Here is a 16,009-nt window from a genome sequence, read left to right on the forward strand (position 1 = left end):
TCCTACCTGCGCTGCGGCTACAGTAGTCGCCCCGATCGGTCATCCAGCCCTTGCGCCAAGAGTCCGCGAAGACTCTGCCAAGGGTCAGGCAAGCGCCAGACCAGGCCACAAACACACATTCAAGGAAACACGCCATGGGCGCCCAATGGAAAGCGAAACACAAGGATCTGGCGGCCAATGCCAAGGGCCGGCTGTTCGGCAAGCTCGCCAAGGAAATCATGATCGCCGCGCGCGCCGGCGCCGATCCGGCCGGCAACTCGCGCCTTCGCCTCGTGGTGGAGCAGGCCCGCAAGGTCTCGATGCCCAAGGAAACGCTGGACCGCGCCATCAAGAAGGGCGCCGGCCTCACCGGCGAGTCGGTGCATTTCGAGCACGTGATCTACGAAGGCTTCGCGCCGCACCGCGTGCCGGTGATGGTCGAGTGCCTGACCGACAACGTGAACCGCACCGCGCCTGAAATGCGCGTGCTGTTCCGCAAGGGCCAGCTGGGCACCTCGGGCTCGGTGTCGTGGGACTTCGACCACGTCGGCATGATCGAGGCCGAACCCGCCAGCCCCGACGCCGACCCCGAAATGGCTGCCATCGAAGCCGGCGCGCAAGACTTCGAGCCCGCCACCGAAGACCACCCCGTGGTGTTCCTCACCGACGCCACCGACCTCGACCTGGTGAGCCGCGCGCTGCCGGCGCAGGGTTTCACCGTGCTGTCGGCCAAGCTGGGCTACAAGCCCAAGAACCCGGTCGACCCGGCGAGCCTGAGCGCCGAAGACCTGGAAGAAGTCGAGACCTTCCTGGCGGCCATCGACGCGAACGACGACGTGCAGAACGTGTTCGTGGGCCTGGCAGGCTGAGCCTTTCGCCCGCATGCTCGCCGGAAAGTGCCTCTGCGGCACCGTCCACTACGCGGTGGCCGACGAATTCGCCTACGCGCTGAACTGCCACTGCTCGGACTGCCGGCGCGCCACCGGCTCGGCGTTCAAGCCCTTCGCGGGCATCGCGCGCGGCAAGCTGGCGATCACGCAGGGCGAAGACCGGCTGTTGGTCTACGGCACCCCGGACGCGGGCGACATCCATTGCGGGCAATGCGGCTCGCTGCTTTGGTCGGTGGTGCGCGACGGGCAGTTCGTGCACGTCACGCTGGGCACGCTGGTCGATGCCCCCGCGATCCGGCCGAGCGCGCACATCTTCGTGGGCTCGAAGGCGCCGTGGTTCACCATCCTGGACGACCTGCCGCAGTACCAGGGGCACGCCGGCGAGGGCTGAACGCCCCGATTTGCCCGCCTCCATGAAAAAAGCCGGCCTCTTTCGAGGCCGGCCTTGCGTCCGGAGCCGGGTTGCCTGGCGATCAGAACGGAATGTCGTCGTCCATGTCGTCGAAGCCCGACGACGACTTGGCCGGAGCCTGGCGCGGCGCCGGTGCCGGCGCGCGGGGTGCTGCCGCCGGTGCGCGCGGGGCGTAGCCGCCACCGCCACCGCCGCCATTGCCGCCCTGCGAATAACCGCCGCCGCCACCGCCGCCGCCGCCTTGCGAGTAGCCGCCATCGTCCTCGGGACCGCCCGACGGGCCGCCCTGGCCCGAACGGCTGCCGAGCATCTGCATCTGGTCGGCGCGGATTTCGGTGGTGTACTTTTCCGCGCCGTCCTTGTCGGTCCACTTGCGCGTGCGCAGGCTGCCTTCGACATAGACCTGCGAGCCCTTGCGCAGGTACTGGCCGGCGATTTCGGCCAGGCGGCCGTTGAAGACGATGCGGTGCCACTCGGTGGCTTCGCGCATTTCGCCGCTTTGCTTGTCTTTCCAACGGTCGGTGGTGGCCACCGTGACGTTCGCGACCTGGTCGCCGCTTGGGAAAGTACGCATTTCGGGGTCGCGCCCCAGGTTGCCGACGACGATGACTTTATTGACCGATGCCATATGCACTGCCCCTGATAAGTAGATGAAGGAGGAGGTTGAAACGAACCCTCGATTGTGCCCGATGCCGCCCCTCCGGCCGAGCCGCCCGCCGCCGCCGCCGTGCCGTCCGGTGGTTCCGTCCCCCTCGCCAGGAAATTCGCCGCGGACTATCATGTCCGGTTGCCCTCGGACGATCGCCCCCTTGAATTCAAAATCCATTGAAAAAGCCGCTGCAGCAGCCCGCGAGGACCAGGCGGACCGCGAACGCGACGCTTACCTCGGCGCGGTGCTGGCGCAGCAGCGCATCAGCATCCGCGGTGCGCGCACCCACAACCTGAAGAACGTCGACCTCGACATTCCGCGCAACAAGCTGGTGGTGATCACCGGCCTGTCGGGCTCGGGCAAGTCGAGCCTGGCCTTCGACACGCTGTATGCCGAGGGGCAGCGCCGCTACGTGGAAAGCCTGTCGGCCTATGCGCGGCAGTTCCTGCAGCTCATGGACAAGCCCGACGTCGACGTGATCGAGGGCCTGTCGCCCGCCATCAGCATCGAGCAGAAGGCCACCAGCCACAACCCGCGCTCCACCGTGGGCACGGTGACCGAGATCCACGACTACCTGCGCCTGCTGTACGCGCGCGCCGGCACGCCCTACTGCCCCGAGCACCACCTGCCGCTGCAGGCGCAGACGGTCTCGCAGATGGTCGACGCCACGCTGGCGCTGCCCGGCGAGCCGCGCCTGATGATCCTGGCGCCGGTGGCGCGCGAGAAGAAGGGCGAGTTCCTCGAGCTCTTCGCCGAGATGCAGGCCGCCGGCTACGTGCGCTTTCGCGTCGACGGGCAGACCTACGAATACAACGACCTGCCCAAGCTCAAGAAGACCGAGAAGCACGACATCGACGTGGTCATCGACCGCCTGCGCGCGCGCGCCGACATGCAGCAGCGCCTGGCCGAGAGCTTCGAGGCCGCGCTGCGCCTGGCCGAGGGCCGCGCCATTGCGCTCGAACTCGGCACGAAGCCGGAGGGCAGCGCCGATGGCGCTGCGGGCGCTCCGGACAAGGAACACCTGTTCAACGCCAAGTTCTCCTGCCCGATCTGCCACTACTCGCTGTCGGAGCTCGAGCCGCGCCTGTTCTCGTTCAACTCGCCCGTGGGCGCCTGCCCCAGCTGCGACGGCCTCGGCCACCGCGAGGTGTTCGACCCGGCGCGCGTGGTGGCGTTTCCGTCGCTGTCGCTGGCCAGCGGCGCCATCAAGGGCTGGGACCGCCGCAACGGCTACTACTTCAGCATGATCGAGAGCGTCGCGAAGCACTACAAGTTCGACGTCGACGCGCCCTTCGAATCGCTGCCGGCGTCGGTGCAGCAGGTGCTGCTGAACGGCTCGGCCGCGGAAGAGATCAAGTTCAACTACGTCATGGAGTCGGGCAACTTCGCGGGCAAGAAGCTCACGAAGAAGCACCCCTTCGAGGGGATCATCCCGAACATGGCGCGGCGCTACCGCGAGACCGACTCGGTCATGGTGCGCGAAGACCTCGCGCGCTTTCGCAACCTGCAGCCCTGCCCCGACTGCGGCGGCTCGCGGCTGCGGCCCGAGGCGCGCAACGTGTTCCTGGTCGACGAGTCGAGCCGCCCCGTCGACGGCAGCGAGCCGCCGCGCATGGCCATCTTCGAGTTGAGCCACCTCACGCTGCGCGACTCGCTGGCCTGGTTCCAGAAACTCCAGCTGCGCGGCGCCAAGGCCGACATCGCCGACAAGGTGGTGCGCGAGATCGGCCTGCGCCTGAAATTCCTGAACGACGTGGGCCTGAACTACCTGAGCCTGGACCGCAGCGCCGAGACGCTGTCGGGCGGCGAGGCGCAGCGCATCCGCCTGGCCTCGCAGATCGGCTCGGGCCTCACGGGCGTGATGTACGTGCTCGACGAGCCCAGCATCGGCCTGCACCAGCGCGACAACGACCGCCTGATCGGCACGCTGAAACACCTGCGCGACATCGGCAACAGCGTGATCGTGGTCGAGCACGACGAGGACATGATCCACGCCGCCGACCATGTGATCGACATGGGCCCCGGCGCCGGCGTGCACGGCGGGCGCGTGATGGCGCAGGGCACCTACGCCGAGGTGTCGGCCAACCCCGACTCGCTCACCGGCCAGTACCTCTCGGGCACGCGCAAGATCGAAGTGCCCAGACGGCGCACCGCATGGCTGCCGGTGGTGAGCAAGCCCGCGTTCAACGAAGGCAAGAAGGCCTCGCGCTTCCCGCCAAGCCCCGCCGCCGAACGCCGCGCCGCGCGCGAGGCCGCGCATCTGGCCACGCAGACCGACCTGCAGGAGATCCGCGTGGTCGGTGCCACCGGCAACAACCTGAAGAACGTGAGCGTGGCCTTCCCGGTCGGCCTGCTGACCTGCGTGACCGGCGTGTCGGGCTCGGGCAAGTCGACGCTGGTGAACGACACCCTCTACACCGCCGTGGCGCGCACGCTGTACCGCGCGCACGACGAGCCGGCCGCGCACGAGTCGGTGGAAGGCATCGAGTACTTCGACAAGGTCATCAACGTCGACCAGAGCCCCATCGGCCGCACGCCGCGCAGCAACCCGGCCACCTACACCGGCCTGTTCACGCCCATCCGCGAGCTGATGGCCGAGACCAACACCGCGCGCGAGCGCGGCTACGGGCCGGGGCGCTTCAGCTTCAACGTGGCGGGCGGGCGCTGCGAGGCCTGCCAGGGCGACGGCGTGGTGAAGGTCGAGATGCACTTCCTGCCCGACGTGTACGTGCCCTGCGAGGTCTGCCACGGCCAGCGCTACAACCGCGAGACGCTCGAGGTGCTCTACAAGGGCAAGAACATCGCGCAGGTGCTGGAGATGACGGTCGAGACCGCGCACGAGTTCCTGAAGGCCGTGCCGACCATCGAGCGCAAGCTGCGCACGCTGCTCGACGTGGGCCTGAGCTACATCAAGCTCGGCCAGTCGGCCACCACGCTGTCGGGCGGCGAGGCGCAGCGCGTGAAGCTCGCGCTGGAGCTCAGCAAGCGCGACACCGGCCGCACGCTGTACATCCTCGACGAGCCGACCACCGGCCTGCACTTTGCCGACATCGAGCTGCTGCTGAAGGTGCTGCACCAGCTGCGCGACGCGGGCAACACCATCGTCGTGATCGAGCACAACCTGGACGTCATCAAGACCGCCGACTGGCTCATCGACATGGGCCCCGAAGGTGGCGCGGGCGGCGGCACGGTGGTGGGCGAAGGCACGCCGGAAGACATCGCGGCGAACGAGGCGAGCCACACGGGGCGGTACCTGAAGCGGTTGCTGTAGCCATGCCTTCTTTCACGCCGCGCCAGCTTGTCCTGCTCGTGCTGTTGACGCTCGTCTGGGGCTTCAACTGGCCCGTGATGAAGCTCGGCGTGGCCGACTATCCGCCGCTCGGATTCCGCGCGATCTCGATCTGGCTGGGCCTTCCGGTGCTGGCGCTTGCGCTGGTGTGGCTCAAGGTGCCGTTTCGCGTGCCGCGCAGCGCGTGGCCCGAGCTGATGTGGCTGGGCGCCACCAACATGTTCGTGTGGCACGCCTGCATCATCCTGGCGGTGAAGGCGCTGTCGGGCGGGCGCGCGGCGATCCTGGGCTACACGATGCCGGTGTTCTCCGCGGTCATCGGCGCGCTGCTGTTCTCGGCCGCGCTCACGCGGCGCGCGTGGCTGGGCGTGGGGGCCTGCGCGCTCGGCGTGGGGCTGCTGCTGTGGCACGAGCTCACCGACTTCGCGGGCCGCCCGGGCTACGTGGCGCTCGCGCTGGTGGCGGCCGCCACCTGGGCGCTGGGCACGCAGCTGCTGCGCCACACGCGCATCGGGCTGCCCACGCTCGCGCTGTCGTTCTGGATGACGGCGCTCACGGCCGTGGTGATGACGGTGCTGTCGCTGCTGTTCGAGCGCGACCAGCTCTACTGGCCGAACCGCGTGACATGGGGATCGATCGGCTACAACGCGGTGCTGATCTTCGGCTTCGCGCACGCCGCGTGGTTCTACCTGGCGCGCGGCCTGCCGCCGATCGCCTCGACGCTGAGCGTGATGTTCATTCCCGTGCTCGGCGTGTTCAGCGGCGCCGTGTGGCTCGGCGAAGTCGTGCACTGGCAGGACGGCGTGGCAGTGGCGCTGATGGTGGTCGCCATCGCCTCGGTGCTGTGGCCTTCGCGCGCCGCGGCGAAAGCCTGAGCCTTCAGGCCTTCAACTGCTTCAGTTGCTTCATTTGCCTCAGGTCGTCGTCTGCACGTGCAGGCGGCTGGTCTTGCAGCGGTGCAGCGCGCGGTAGTGCTCCAGCGGCCGGCCGTTGGCGCCGTAGGCGATCGACTCGATGCGCAGCAGCGGCTCGGGGTGCGGCAGGTTGAGCAGCTGGCAGGTGTCGGCGTCGGGCAGCACGGCATCGATCCAGCGCTCGGCGCGCACCAGCCGCAGGCCGTACTGGCGACGCAGCACGTCGTACAGCGAGCGGTCGTCCAGCCGCGTGCGGTGCAGCCCCGGCGCGAGGTCGGCGGGCACCACGGTTTCCACCAGCAGGCGCAGCTCGCCGTCCACGCTGCGCAGGCGCTTGAGCGCCACCACCTGGGTGTCGTCGGTCAGGCCGAGCGACGCGGCTTCCTGCTCGGTGGGCAGGCGCAGCTCCTGCGTGAGGATCTGCGTGCGCACCGAGCGGCCCTTGCGCTCCATCTCGTCGGAAAAGCCCAGCACGGTGGAGACGAAATCTTCGTCGCGCTCGCGCGCCGACACGAAGGCGCCGCGGCCCTTGATCTTGTAGATGAGGTTGTTGCGCACCAGGTCGGCCAGCGCCTCGCGCACCACGATGCGCGAGATGCCGAACTGCTCGCCGAGCTCGGCCTCGGACGGCAGCTTGGCGCCGATGGGCAACGCGCCCTGCAGGATCTGCAGGCGCAGGGCGTCGCGGAACTGGGCCCACAGGGGGGATTCGGAGCTCCGGTCGAGCACGGTCGAAATATCGTTCGGAGGGTTCACTTTAGGACTGGCCGATGGCCGAGCGGGTCGTCAATGATGCATCGAAAGGTGCGGGCGCATCGGCCGCCACCGGCGAGAGGCGCACGCCATGGCGCTCGCGCAAGGCGCTCGCACAGGCCTGCAGTTCCCTGTGGGCCTGCGCCGCGTCCCAGCCCAGCGCCTCGGCCGCGATGCCCGCCATCTCGGCGAGCGCGGCGTCGGTGACGAGGCCGCGGATCGCCAGCAGCGTGCGGCGGATCACGAGGTCGTCCAGGTGCACCACGCCGGTCTCCAGGCACAGGTAGGACAGCTCGGCGGCCGAGTAGTCGCTCGCATGCCGCAGCGGCACGTCGCCCGAAGCACCCAGGCGCTGCGCCAGCGGCATCGCCTTGGAGCCGTAGCGGCGCAGCAGCGTGTGCGCCCGCGCGCGGTCCACGCCCGAGGACGCCACCATGCGGTCGACGAAGCGCTCCACCGCCTGCGCGTCGGCCGGCAGCTCCGCGCCGCCGCCGATGGGGATCGACTCGGTCGACGCGGTGCGCGGGCGGCCCAGTTGCCGCAGCACCTCGTCAGTGGCTTCCTCGGCCAGCGCGCGAAAGGTCGTCCACTTGCCGCCGACCAGGCCCACGATGGGAATGTCGCGCGTGGCGTTCGGCGCATCGAGCACCACCGAATGGTCGCGCGAGATCTGCCCCGGCTTGTCGGCGTCGGAGCGCGCGAGCGGGCGCACGCCGACGTAGGTGTAGACCACGTCGCCACGGCCGAACGACAGGTTCGGGAACACCTCGCCCAGCACCTCGAGCAGGTAGTCGACCTCGGCCGGCTCGGTGCCGATCTGGTCGGGGTCGTCCACCGGAATGTCGGTGGAGCCCACCAGCACGCGGTCGAGAAAAGGGTAGACGATGCACACGCGCCCGTCGACCGCCTCGAAGTACGCCATGCGGCCTTCCAGCGCGTCGCGCAGCGCGGGGTGGTCGAGCACCAGGTGCGAGCCCTTGGTGCCCATCACGCGCGAGCCCGCGCCGCCCAGCACGGCCGTGCTGCGGTCCAGCCACGCGCCGCTGGCGTTCACCACGGTGTCGGCCGTCACGCGCACCAGCGCGCCGGTGAGCTCGTCGCGCAGCGTGAGGATGTTGCCCGCGCAGCCCATCACGCGGCAGTAGTTGGCCGCGGCCGAGCGCGGCTGGTCGCGGCAGGCGTCGCCGATGAGCTCGAGGACGAGCCACTCGGGGTGGCTGATCCACGCGTCGAAGAAGGTGGCGGTCCAGCGCACGGCGGCGCGGAACAGGCCGCGGTCGGCGGCCGGCACGCGGCTGATGCGGTGGTTGGGCATCACGCGCTGGCGCCGGCCCAGCAGGTCGTACAGCCGCAGGCCCGCGGCCACGGCCAGCAGGCCGCGCGTGCGTTGCGGCGGCGTGCGGCCGAAGAACTTGAGCGCGCTGCTCATCAGCCCGCCGAAGAAGCTCGACAGCGGCACCACCGTCTTCAGCGGCTGCACCAGGTGCGGCGCGTTGCGCAGCAGCAGGTTGCGCTCGCGCGTGGCCTCGGCCACCAGCGAGAAGCTGCCGTTCTCCAGGTAGCGCAGGCCGCCGTGGATCATGCGCGACGGCGCGCTGCTGGCGCCCGCGCTGAAGTCGCCCTTGTCGACGATGAGGCAGTCCACGCGCTGCAGCGACAGGTCGCGGAACACGCCGACGCCGTTGATGCCGGCACCGACGATCACGGTGGAGAAATGGCGGTCGGCCAACGCAGCCGGCCGCACGAAGGGCAGTTGCCAGGCGCTCATCGCACGCCCCCCGCCAGATGGGAAAACACAGGAGACATGGTGTCGATCAGTTCGTTGAAGCCGGCGTTGAAGTCGGCATGGGCGCGCGCCTGCGCGGCGTCGGGTTCGACCGTGTCGCAGGGCGCGAGCAAGGCGCTGCCTTGTCCGGCGCGGTCGATGCCTTGCGACATGGCCGCGTAGAGCGCGGCGCCGCGCGCGCCGGTCTCGTCGTCGGCACAGCGCTCGACCGGGTGGCCGAGCAGGCCGGCCAGCAGGCGCACGAGGCGCGTGTCGCTGGCGCCGCCGCCGAGCACGGTCGAGGCCGACACGGGCAGGCCGCAGGCGGCCAGCCGTGCCGTGTGGCGCGCATGCAATGCCGCCACCGCGTCGACCACCGCGCGCGCCATGTCGCCGCGCGTGTGGTGGCTCTTCAGGCCGACGAAGCCCGCCGTGACGCCACCGCCGCCATTCACGAACGGCAGGAAGCGCAGGCCGCCGGCGCCCAGCGGCACCGACATCGCCAGGTCGACCACGGCGCGCGCATCGGGCAGCCCGAACACGCCGGCCAGCCACGCGATGTTGGCCATCGACGACGGGCTGTTCTCCATGTAGAGCCGCTTGTCCGCGCGGCCGAAATTCACCACCGCCGCCACGCCGGGCTTGGGCTCGAGCACCGGGCCGATCACCGCGTTCACGCACCACGTGCCGAACACCGACACGGCGCGCCCTCGCCCTTCGGCGCAGATGGCGGTCATGGACGCCAGCAGGTCGATGGCGCCCATTGCCACCGGAATGCCGGCGGGCAATCCGCACAGCGCGGCCTCCTTGGGCTGCAGCCGCCCGATCGCCTCGCCGCTCGGCACCAGCGGGCCGAAAGCGCGCGGGCCCAGGTCGGCGATGCCCGAGGCGTCGAAGGCCGCCTGCGACCACGTGCCCGATGCGATCGACACCAGCCCCGCGGTGCTCGCGTCGCTGGCGTCGGTGGCGATCTCGCCGGTCAGCAGAAAGCCGAGGTAGTCCTTGGCGAACAGCAGCCGGCGCACCGCGCCGCGCTGCACGGCGTCGGTGCCCAGCAGCTCGGCCGCGATCACGGTGGGCTGCCCCGGCCACGGCCTGCAGCCGACGTCCGCGAACAGTGCGTCGCCGTGGCTCAGGCCCAGCGAGCGCGCCCGCGCGTCGGCCCGCTGGTCGGTCGAGGCGATGGCCTTCCCGCCCACGAGCTCGTTGCGCGCATCGAGCGCGTAGAGCCCCGCGCCGTGGCCCGTGCAGCCGATGGCGCGGACCTCGGCCACGCGGGCGCCGAGCTGGTGGGCGACGTCGCGCAGCACGTGGGTCAGGGCGGCGCGGATGGCCCCCGCGCCCACCTCGCACCCGCCCCCGGGCAGCCGGTCGTGCGGCAGTGGCATTCGTGACAAGGCGACAGCCCGGCCGCTCCCGGCCTCGAGGGCCAGGGCTTTCAGGCTGCTCGACCCCATGTCGATGCCGATCAGTATGTTTGGCTTCATGTCATAACAGCTTCGACTGAATAAAAGCACCTTGCCAGTAGCGTTTCCCCTAGTTATCCCGTCAAACAGGCAACGCGTACATTCTAGCCTGTCATAACAACTGTCGTGACACCGAGGATCAAAGGGCTGCCTTGAAAAGCAGCATCGCAAGCTGTGCCACTCAACGTGAGGAGACAAAAAATGAGGCGTAATTTCCTGAAGTCCGCCGCGGCAGCCGGCATCGGCCTGGCGGGCGCGAGCGCATTGGCGCAGCAGGCCGCGGCCCCTGCAGCAGGTGCGGCAGGAGCCGCCGGCGGCGGCCTGCGCGGCAACCCGAGCGACGTCTACGTGATGAACGTGATGGTGTCGGGCGTGGAGTACTGGTTTCCGGTCTACGAAATGATGAAGCAGCTCGGCCGCACGCTGGGCGTTCGCACCCGCTACTCGGGCACGCCCGAGTACGACGTGAACAAGCAGCTCGCGTCGTTCGAGCAGGAACTGGCGCGCAAGCCCGCGGGCATCCTGCTGCACCCGATGAACCCCGACCCGTTCATCGAGCCCATCAACCGCGCGGCGGCCATGGGCATCCCGGTGGTCACCTTCGCGGCCGACTCGCCGAACTCCAGGCGCACCTCGTTCGTCACCTCCGACAACGACCGCGAAGGCACGCAGGCGGCCGACGCCATCGCCGCCTCGCTCAACGGCAAGGGCGAATACGCCGTGCTGGAGAACCCCGGCCAGGACAACCACGACCGCCGCATCGCCGCCTTCGTGAACCGCATGAAGGCCAAGCACCCGGGCATGAAGCTGGTCGGCCGCGCCGCCAGCAACCAGGACCCGAACAAGGCCTACCAGGCGGTGCTGAGCCTGGCGCAGGCCAACCCGAACCTGGGCGCGCTGTTCATGCCCGAGGCCAACTCGGCGCTGGGCGCGGCGCAGGCCAAGGTGGAGACCAAGAAGAACATCAAGGTGATGTGCTGCGACGTGAACGCCAAGATCCTGGACATGATCAAGTCGGGCGACGTGTTCGGCTCCATCAACCCCAACCAGGGCATGCAGGGCTACATGGGCATGATGATGCTGTTCCTGGCGAAGAACCCCACGCTCATCGACCCGATGAACGACGCCAAGCGCAACGCCACCAACCCGATGGCCGTGCCCTTCCTGGACAACGGCCTGTCGGTGGTCAGCAAGGCCAACGCCGACGACTTCTACTGGGACAAGTACCTCGCGCGCCGCGGCACCAAGGGAATCGGCGAGTGAGTGAGCAAGACGCAATGAGCCCCCTGCTCCAGTTGCGTGGCATCAGCAAGCGCTTCGGCGCTTCGCGCGCGCTCACGGGCGTGGACTTCTCGCTCGAGCGCGGCGAGATCCACGCGCTGTGCGGCGAGAACGGCGCGGGCAAGTCCACGCTGATGAACATCATCGACGGCATCCACCAGCCGGACGAGGGCGAGATCTCGCTCGACGGCCGCACGGTGGCCATCGACGGACCGGCCCAGGCCATGCGCCTGGGCATCGGCCTGGTGCACCAGGAAATCGCCCTGTGCGGCGACGCCACCGTGGCCGAGAACATCTTCATGCCGGAGATCAACGCCGGCAAGCACGCATGGATGAACTACGCCAGCCTGAACGAGCGCGCCGCGAAGGTGCTGCAGCGGCTGGGGCAGGACGTCGACCCGGCGTGCCTGGTGAAGGACCTGAGCATTTCCACGCAGCAGCTCATCGAGATCGCCAAGGCGCTCACGCTCGACTGCAAGGTGCTGATCCTCGACGAGCCCACCGCCGCGCTCACCGACAACGAATCGGCCGCGCTCTTCAAGGTGCTGCACGACCTGCAGGCGCAGGGCATCGGCATCATCTACATCAGCCACCGCATGGCCGAGATCTTTGCGCACTGCACCCGCGTGACGGTGCTGCGCGACGGGCGCAACGTGCACAGCGGCCCGCTGGCCGAACTCGACGCCGACGGCCTGGTGCGCCGCATGGTCGGGCGCGACCTGGGCAACTACTACCCGCCGAAGCAGGACGACGCAGCCCACGGCGAGCCCGTGCTCGAAGTGAGCGACATCGCCGACGGCGAGCGCGTGCACGGCGTGTCGTTCACGCTCAGGCGCGGCGAGATCCTCGGCATCGCGGGCCTGATGGGCGCCGGGCGCAGCGAGCTGGCCGAGACCGTGTGCGGCCTGCGCGCCGCCACGCGCGGCAGCGTGCGGCTGCGCGGCAGGCCGCTGGCCATCCGCAAGTACAGCGACGCGCTGCGCGAAGGCATCGCCTACCTCAGCGAAGACCGCAAGGCGGCCGGCGTGTACCTGGACCTGCCCATTGCGCAGAACATCGCCTCGATGGCGCTGAAGCGCGTGAGCTCGCGCTTCGGCCTGCTGCAGCGCGCGGCCGAGCACAAGCTGGCGGTGGAGCTGGGCGCCAAGCTCAGGCTCAAGTCCGACGGCGTGGACATCGACGTGGCCAGCCTGTCGGGCGGCAACCAGCAGAAGGTGGCCATCGCCAAGCTGCTGGCCACGCACCCCTCGGTGCTGCTGATGGACGAGCCCACGCGCGGCGTGGACGTGGGCGCCAAGTCGGAAATCCATCACATCCTGCGCGAACTGGCCGGCCAGGGCGTGGGCGTGATCGTGATCTCCTCGGAGCTGCCCGAGATCATCGGGCTGTGCGACCGCGCGCTGGTGATCCGCGACGGCCGGCTCGCCGGCGAAGTGCAAGACGAAGACATGACGGAAGAGGCGCTGCTGCGGCTGGCCTCGGGACTTTGCGAACAGGAAACAGCATGAACTACCCGGCACAACTCGACGCGGGGGCCACCGCAGGCCTGCCGCCACGACAGCAAGGCGGCGGCCCCGCGAAACCTTCCGGCAAGCTCACCAGCATGCGCGAGATGGGCCTGCTGCTCATCATCGCGGTGATGTGCGTGGCCATGAGCTTCGCCTCGCCCTACTTCCTCACCTGGGACAACGTGCGCGCGATGCTGCTGTCGTTCTCCATCGAGGGCATCGTGGTGGTGGGCATGACGATCCTGCTGATCGTTGGCGGCATCGACCTGTCGGTGGGCTCGGTGGTGTGCTTCGCGATGGTGGTGACGGGCAAGCTCTTCCTCATGGGCTTCGACCCGTGGACGGCCGGGCTCATTGCCATTGCCGCGAGCGCGGGCATCGGCGCGATGATCGGCGGCTGCGTCACGCGCATCGGGCTGAACCACTTCATCGCCTCGCTGGCCTTCATGGTCATCGTGCGCGGGCTGTGCCTGGCGCTCACGCAGGGCACGCCTCAGTCGCTGTTCTCGCTGCCGGCCGAGTTCAAGTTCATCGGCCAGGGCACGCTGTTCGGCGTTCCGGCGGTGATCCTGATCTTCCTGGCGATCGTGGTGGTCAGCGACTTCGTGCTGCGCCGCTCCACCTTGCTGCGCCGCGTGTTCTACACCGGCAGCAACGAGAAGGCCGCGCTGTACTCGGGCATCCGCGTGGGCCATGTGAAGTTCTGGGTCACGGTGCTGTGCGCGGCCTCGGCGGGCCTGGCGGGCGTGATCTACACCGCGCGCTTCGGCGCCGCCACGCCCACCTTCGGCATGGGCATGGAACTCAACGTGATCGCCGCCGCGGTGATCGGCGGCGCCAGCCTCAAGGGCGGCTCGGGCACGGTGCTGGGCGCGGTGCTGGGCCTGGCGCTGCTGTCGGTGGTGACCAGCTCGCTGATCCTGCTGGACGTGTCGCCTTACTGGCAGGACGTGATCAAGGGCCTGATCCTGCTCGCGGCCGTGACCATCGACCACCTCATGAACACGAGAAAGACCAAGCGATGAGCAACAGCAACAAGGCATCGATGAAGAAGACCACGCTCGGCCCCTCGGGCATCGAATGCTCGGCCATCGGCCTGGGCACCTGGGCCATGGGCGGCTGGATGTGGGGCGGCGGGGACAACGCCGCCGCCGTGCTGGCGATCCAGGCCTCGCTGGATGCCGGCGTGACCCTGATCGACACCGCGCCGGCCTACGGGCTCGGGCGTTCGGAAAGCATCGTCGGCACCGCGCTGAAGGGCCGCCGCCACGAGGCGGTGATCGCCACCAAGTGCGGCCTGGTGTGGCACACGCAGGAGGGAACGCACTTCTTTGAAGAAGACGGCCATCCGGTGTACCGCTACCTGGGCCGCGAGTCGATCATTCATGAGGCGGAAGAAAGCCTCAGGCGCCTGCAGACCGACTACATCGACCTGTACATCACGCACTGGCAGGACAGCACCACGCCGGTCGAGGAAACGATGGGCACGCTGCTCGAGCTCAAGAAGCAGGGAAAGATCCGCGCCATCGGCGTGAGCAACGTGAGCCCCGAGACGCTGGCCGAGTACCTGCGCTGCGGCCCGGTCGATGCGGCGCAGGAGCGCTACAGCCTGATCGACCGCGAGATCGAGCAGACGCTGGCGCCGCTGTGCACCGAGCACAACGTGGCGGTGCTGGGCTACTCGTCGCTGGCGCTGGGCCTGCTGGCCGGCCCCATCGACCCCGAGCGCCAGTTCACCGGCGACGACCAGCGCGCCGCCAACGCGCGCTTCAGCACGCAGAACCGCGCGAAGCTCAAGGCCTTCTTCGAGGAACTGGAGCCGCTGCGCCAGCACCTCGAATGCTCGTTCGGCCAACTCATGATCGCGTGGACGCTGGCGCGCGGCAGCGTCTCGGTGGCGCTGTGCGGCGCGCGCGTGAGCAAGCAGGCCGTCGAGAACGCGGCCGCCGGCGCGGTGCACCTGCGCGACGACGCACTGGCCCTCATCGACGCGGCCGCGGGCCAGCACCTGCACGCGCTGGCCTGAACGACCCCTTCACTTTCAACACAAGGATTTCTTTCGTATGTCGAAGGACAAGACCGCACGCCTGAACCGGCTGCTGAACAACGGGCGCTGCCTGGACATCGCGCTGGACCACGGCGTGTGCAACGAGCCCTCGTTCCTCAACGGCCTGGAAGACATGCCCGCGATCGTCGAGAAGCTGGTGGCCGCGAGCCCCGACGCCCTGCAGCTGAACTACGGCCAGGCCGACCTGCTGCAGGACCGCCCGGGCCGCGACAAGCCGGCGCTGGTGCAGCGCATCGACATGGGCAACCCCTACAACGCCACCGCGCACCGCGTGATGTGGGCGCTGCTGCAGAACGAGCACGACCCGGTGCTGCCGGCCGTGCAGCGCGACGCCGCCTGCGTGGTGGTGAACCTGTTCATGCTGCCGAACGAGCCCGACCTGTTTCGCCAGTGCGTGCAGAACATCGCGCGCGTGCGCGCCGACTGCGACCGCTACGGCATGCCGCTGATGATCGAGCCGCTGGTGATGCGCCCGCACAGCGAGCAGGGCGGCTACATGGTCGACGGCGACGCCGAGAAGATCGTCACGCTCGTGCGCCTGGCGCGCGAGATGGGCGCCGACATCGTCAAGGCCGACCCCACCACCGACCCCGCCGAGTTCCACCGCGTGGTGCAGGCCGCGCGCTGCCCCGTGCTCGTGCGCGGCGGCGGGCGCGAAGACCTGCAGCAGGTGTTCGCGCGCTCGCGCGTGCTCATGGACCAGGGCGCGGTGGGCATGGTGTACGGACGCAACGTGTACCAGCACGCCAACCCCTCGGCGGTGGTGGACGCGCTGATGGCCATGATCCACCGCGGCGCGAGCGCCAAGGAGGCGTGGGACATCTACGAGTCGGGCGGCACGAAGAAGAAGTGAGCTGGCGCGAGCCGAAGCAGCTGACGCGGCCGAAACGGCGATCTGGCGCCGTTAAAAAAAAGAGGTGGGAGAAGTAGGAGAGGTGGGAAAGGCTGTACGGCCGGCGGCGGATTCGCCGCCGGCCGGGGTGCGCCCTGCGCGCTCGCTTTGACAAGTGAACCTTGCACAACAACCTGGAGGCG

Annotated in this window: 13 protein-coding genes; 9 read left to right on the forward strand and 4 right to left on the reverse strand. The window is 69.2% G+C overall.

Going from position 1 to position 16,009, the window contains the following annotated elements:
• The first annotated feature begins 134 nt into the window (after positions 1-134).
• On the forward strand, positions 135-848 hold the full coding sequence (locus BM013_RS12840; protein WP_093127441.1) for a YebC/PmpR family DNA-binding transcriptional regulator: 714 nt from the start codon (positions 135-137) through the stop codon (positions 846-848).
• A gap of 13 nt (positions 849-861) precedes the next feature.
• Positions 862-1,260, forward strand: a complete 399-nt coding sequence (locus tag BM013_RS12845) for a GFA family protein (protein ID WP_093127443.1) — start codon at positions 862-864, stop codon at positions 1,258-1,260.
• Between the two features lie 82 nt (positions 1,261-1,342).
• On the opposite strand, the gene ssb is transcribed toward BM013_RS12845, so the two are convergent.
• Positions 1,343-1,909 carry a single-stranded DNA-binding protein gene (gene ssb / locus BM013_RS12850; RefSeq protein ID WP_093127445.1) on the reverse strand — a complete coding sequence of 189 codons (567 nt, stop codon included), beginning with the start codon at positions 1,907-1,909 and terminating at the stop codon, positions 1,343-1,345.
• 151 nt (positions 1,910-2,060) lie between these two features.
• Here ssb and uvrA point away from each other — a divergent pair, with 151 nt between their 5' ends.
• Positions 2,061-5,201: an excinuclease ABC subunit UvrA gene (uvrA, locus tag BM013_RS12855; RefSeq protein ID WP_093127446.1), complete on the forward strand. Its 3,141-nt coding sequence runs from the start codon at positions 2,061-2,063 to the stop codon at positions 5,199-5,201.
• Positions 5,202-5,203: 2 nt separating this feature from the next.
• The gene (locus tag BM013_RS12860; RefSeq protein WP_093127449.1) at positions 5,204-6,094 is read left to right on the forward strand and encodes a DMT family transporter; all 891 of its coding nucleotides are present in this window, start codon (positions 5,204-5,206) and stop codon (positions 6,092-6,094) included.
• Positions 6,095-6,133: 39 nt separating this feature from the next.
• Here BM013_RS12860 and BM013_RS12865 read toward each other — a convergent pair whose 3' ends face one another.
• From BM013_RS12865 to BM013_RS12875, 3 genes are read right to left on the reverse strand one after another with little or no spacing between them, the layout of a single operon-like run.
• Positions 6,134-6,889, reverse strand: coding sequence for a GntR family transcriptional regulator (locus tag BM013_RS12865; RefSeq protein ID WP_093127451.1), 756 nt, complete (start codon positions 6,887-6,889; stop codon positions 6,134-6,136).
• Position 6,890: 1 nt separating this feature from the next.
• Positions 6,891-8,654 carry a glycerol-3-phosphate dehydrogenase/oxidase gene (locus BM013_RS12870; RefSeq protein WP_093127454.1) on the reverse strand — a complete coding sequence of 588 codons (1,764 nt, stop codon included), beginning with the start codon at positions 8,652-8,654 and terminating at the stop codon, positions 6,891-6,893.
• The gene (locus BM013_RS12875; RefSeq protein ID WP_093127456.1) at positions 8,651-10,138 is read right to left on the reverse strand and encodes an FGGY family carbohydrate kinase; all 1,488 of its coding nucleotides are present in this window, start codon (positions 10,136-10,138) and stop codon (positions 8,651-8,653) included. Before BM013_RS12875 ends, BM013_RS12870 begins: the two co-directional genes overlap by 4 nt.
• A gap of 180 nt (positions 10,139-10,318) precedes the next feature.
• On the opposite strand from BM013_RS12875, the gene BM013_RS12880 reads away from it, so the two are divergent.
• From BM013_RS12880 to BM013_RS12900, 5 genes are read left to right on the forward strand one after another with little or no spacing between them, the layout of a single operon-like run.
• The gene (locus tag BM013_RS12880) at positions 10,319-11,380 is read left to right on the forward strand and encodes a substrate-binding domain-containing protein (protein ID WP_093127458.1); all 1,062 of its coding nucleotides are present in this window, start codon (positions 10,319-10,321) and stop codon (positions 11,378-11,380) included.
• A gap of 14 nt (positions 11,381-11,394) precedes the next feature.
• Complete coding sequence (locus tag BM013_RS12885) at positions 11,395-12,906, forward strand: sugar ABC transporter ATP-binding protein (RefSeq protein WP_093127461.1); 1,512 nt, start codon at positions 11,395-11,397, stop codon at positions 12,904-12,906.
• On the forward strand, positions 12,903-13,931 hold the full coding sequence (locus tag BM013_RS12890) for an ABC transporter permease (protein ID WP_093127463.1): 1,029 nt from the start codon (positions 12,903-12,905) through the stop codon (positions 13,929-13,931). Before BM013_RS12885 ends, BM013_RS12890 begins: the two co-directional genes overlap by 4 nt.
• Complete coding sequence (locus BM013_RS12895) at positions 13,928-14,932, forward strand: aldo/keto reductase (RefSeq protein WP_256221486.1); 1,005 nt, start codon at positions 13,928-13,930, stop codon at positions 14,930-14,932. The genes BM013_RS12890 and BM013_RS12895 overlap by 4 nt, the downstream gene beginning before the upstream one ends.
• 37 nt (positions 14,933-14,969) lie before the next feature.
• On the forward strand, positions 14,970-15,827 hold the full coding sequence (locus tag BM013_RS12900) for a class I fructose-bisphosphate aldolase (protein ID WP_093127466.1): 858 nt from the start codon (positions 14,970-14,972) through the stop codon (positions 15,825-15,827).
• The last annotated feature ends 182 nt before the right edge of the window (positions 15,828-16,009 follow it).

The sequence above is a fragment of the Variovorax sp. OK605 genome, from assembly GCF_900115445.1.
GTDB lineage: Bacteria > Pseudomonadota > Gammaproteobacteria > Burkholderiales > Burkholderiaceae_C > Variovorax.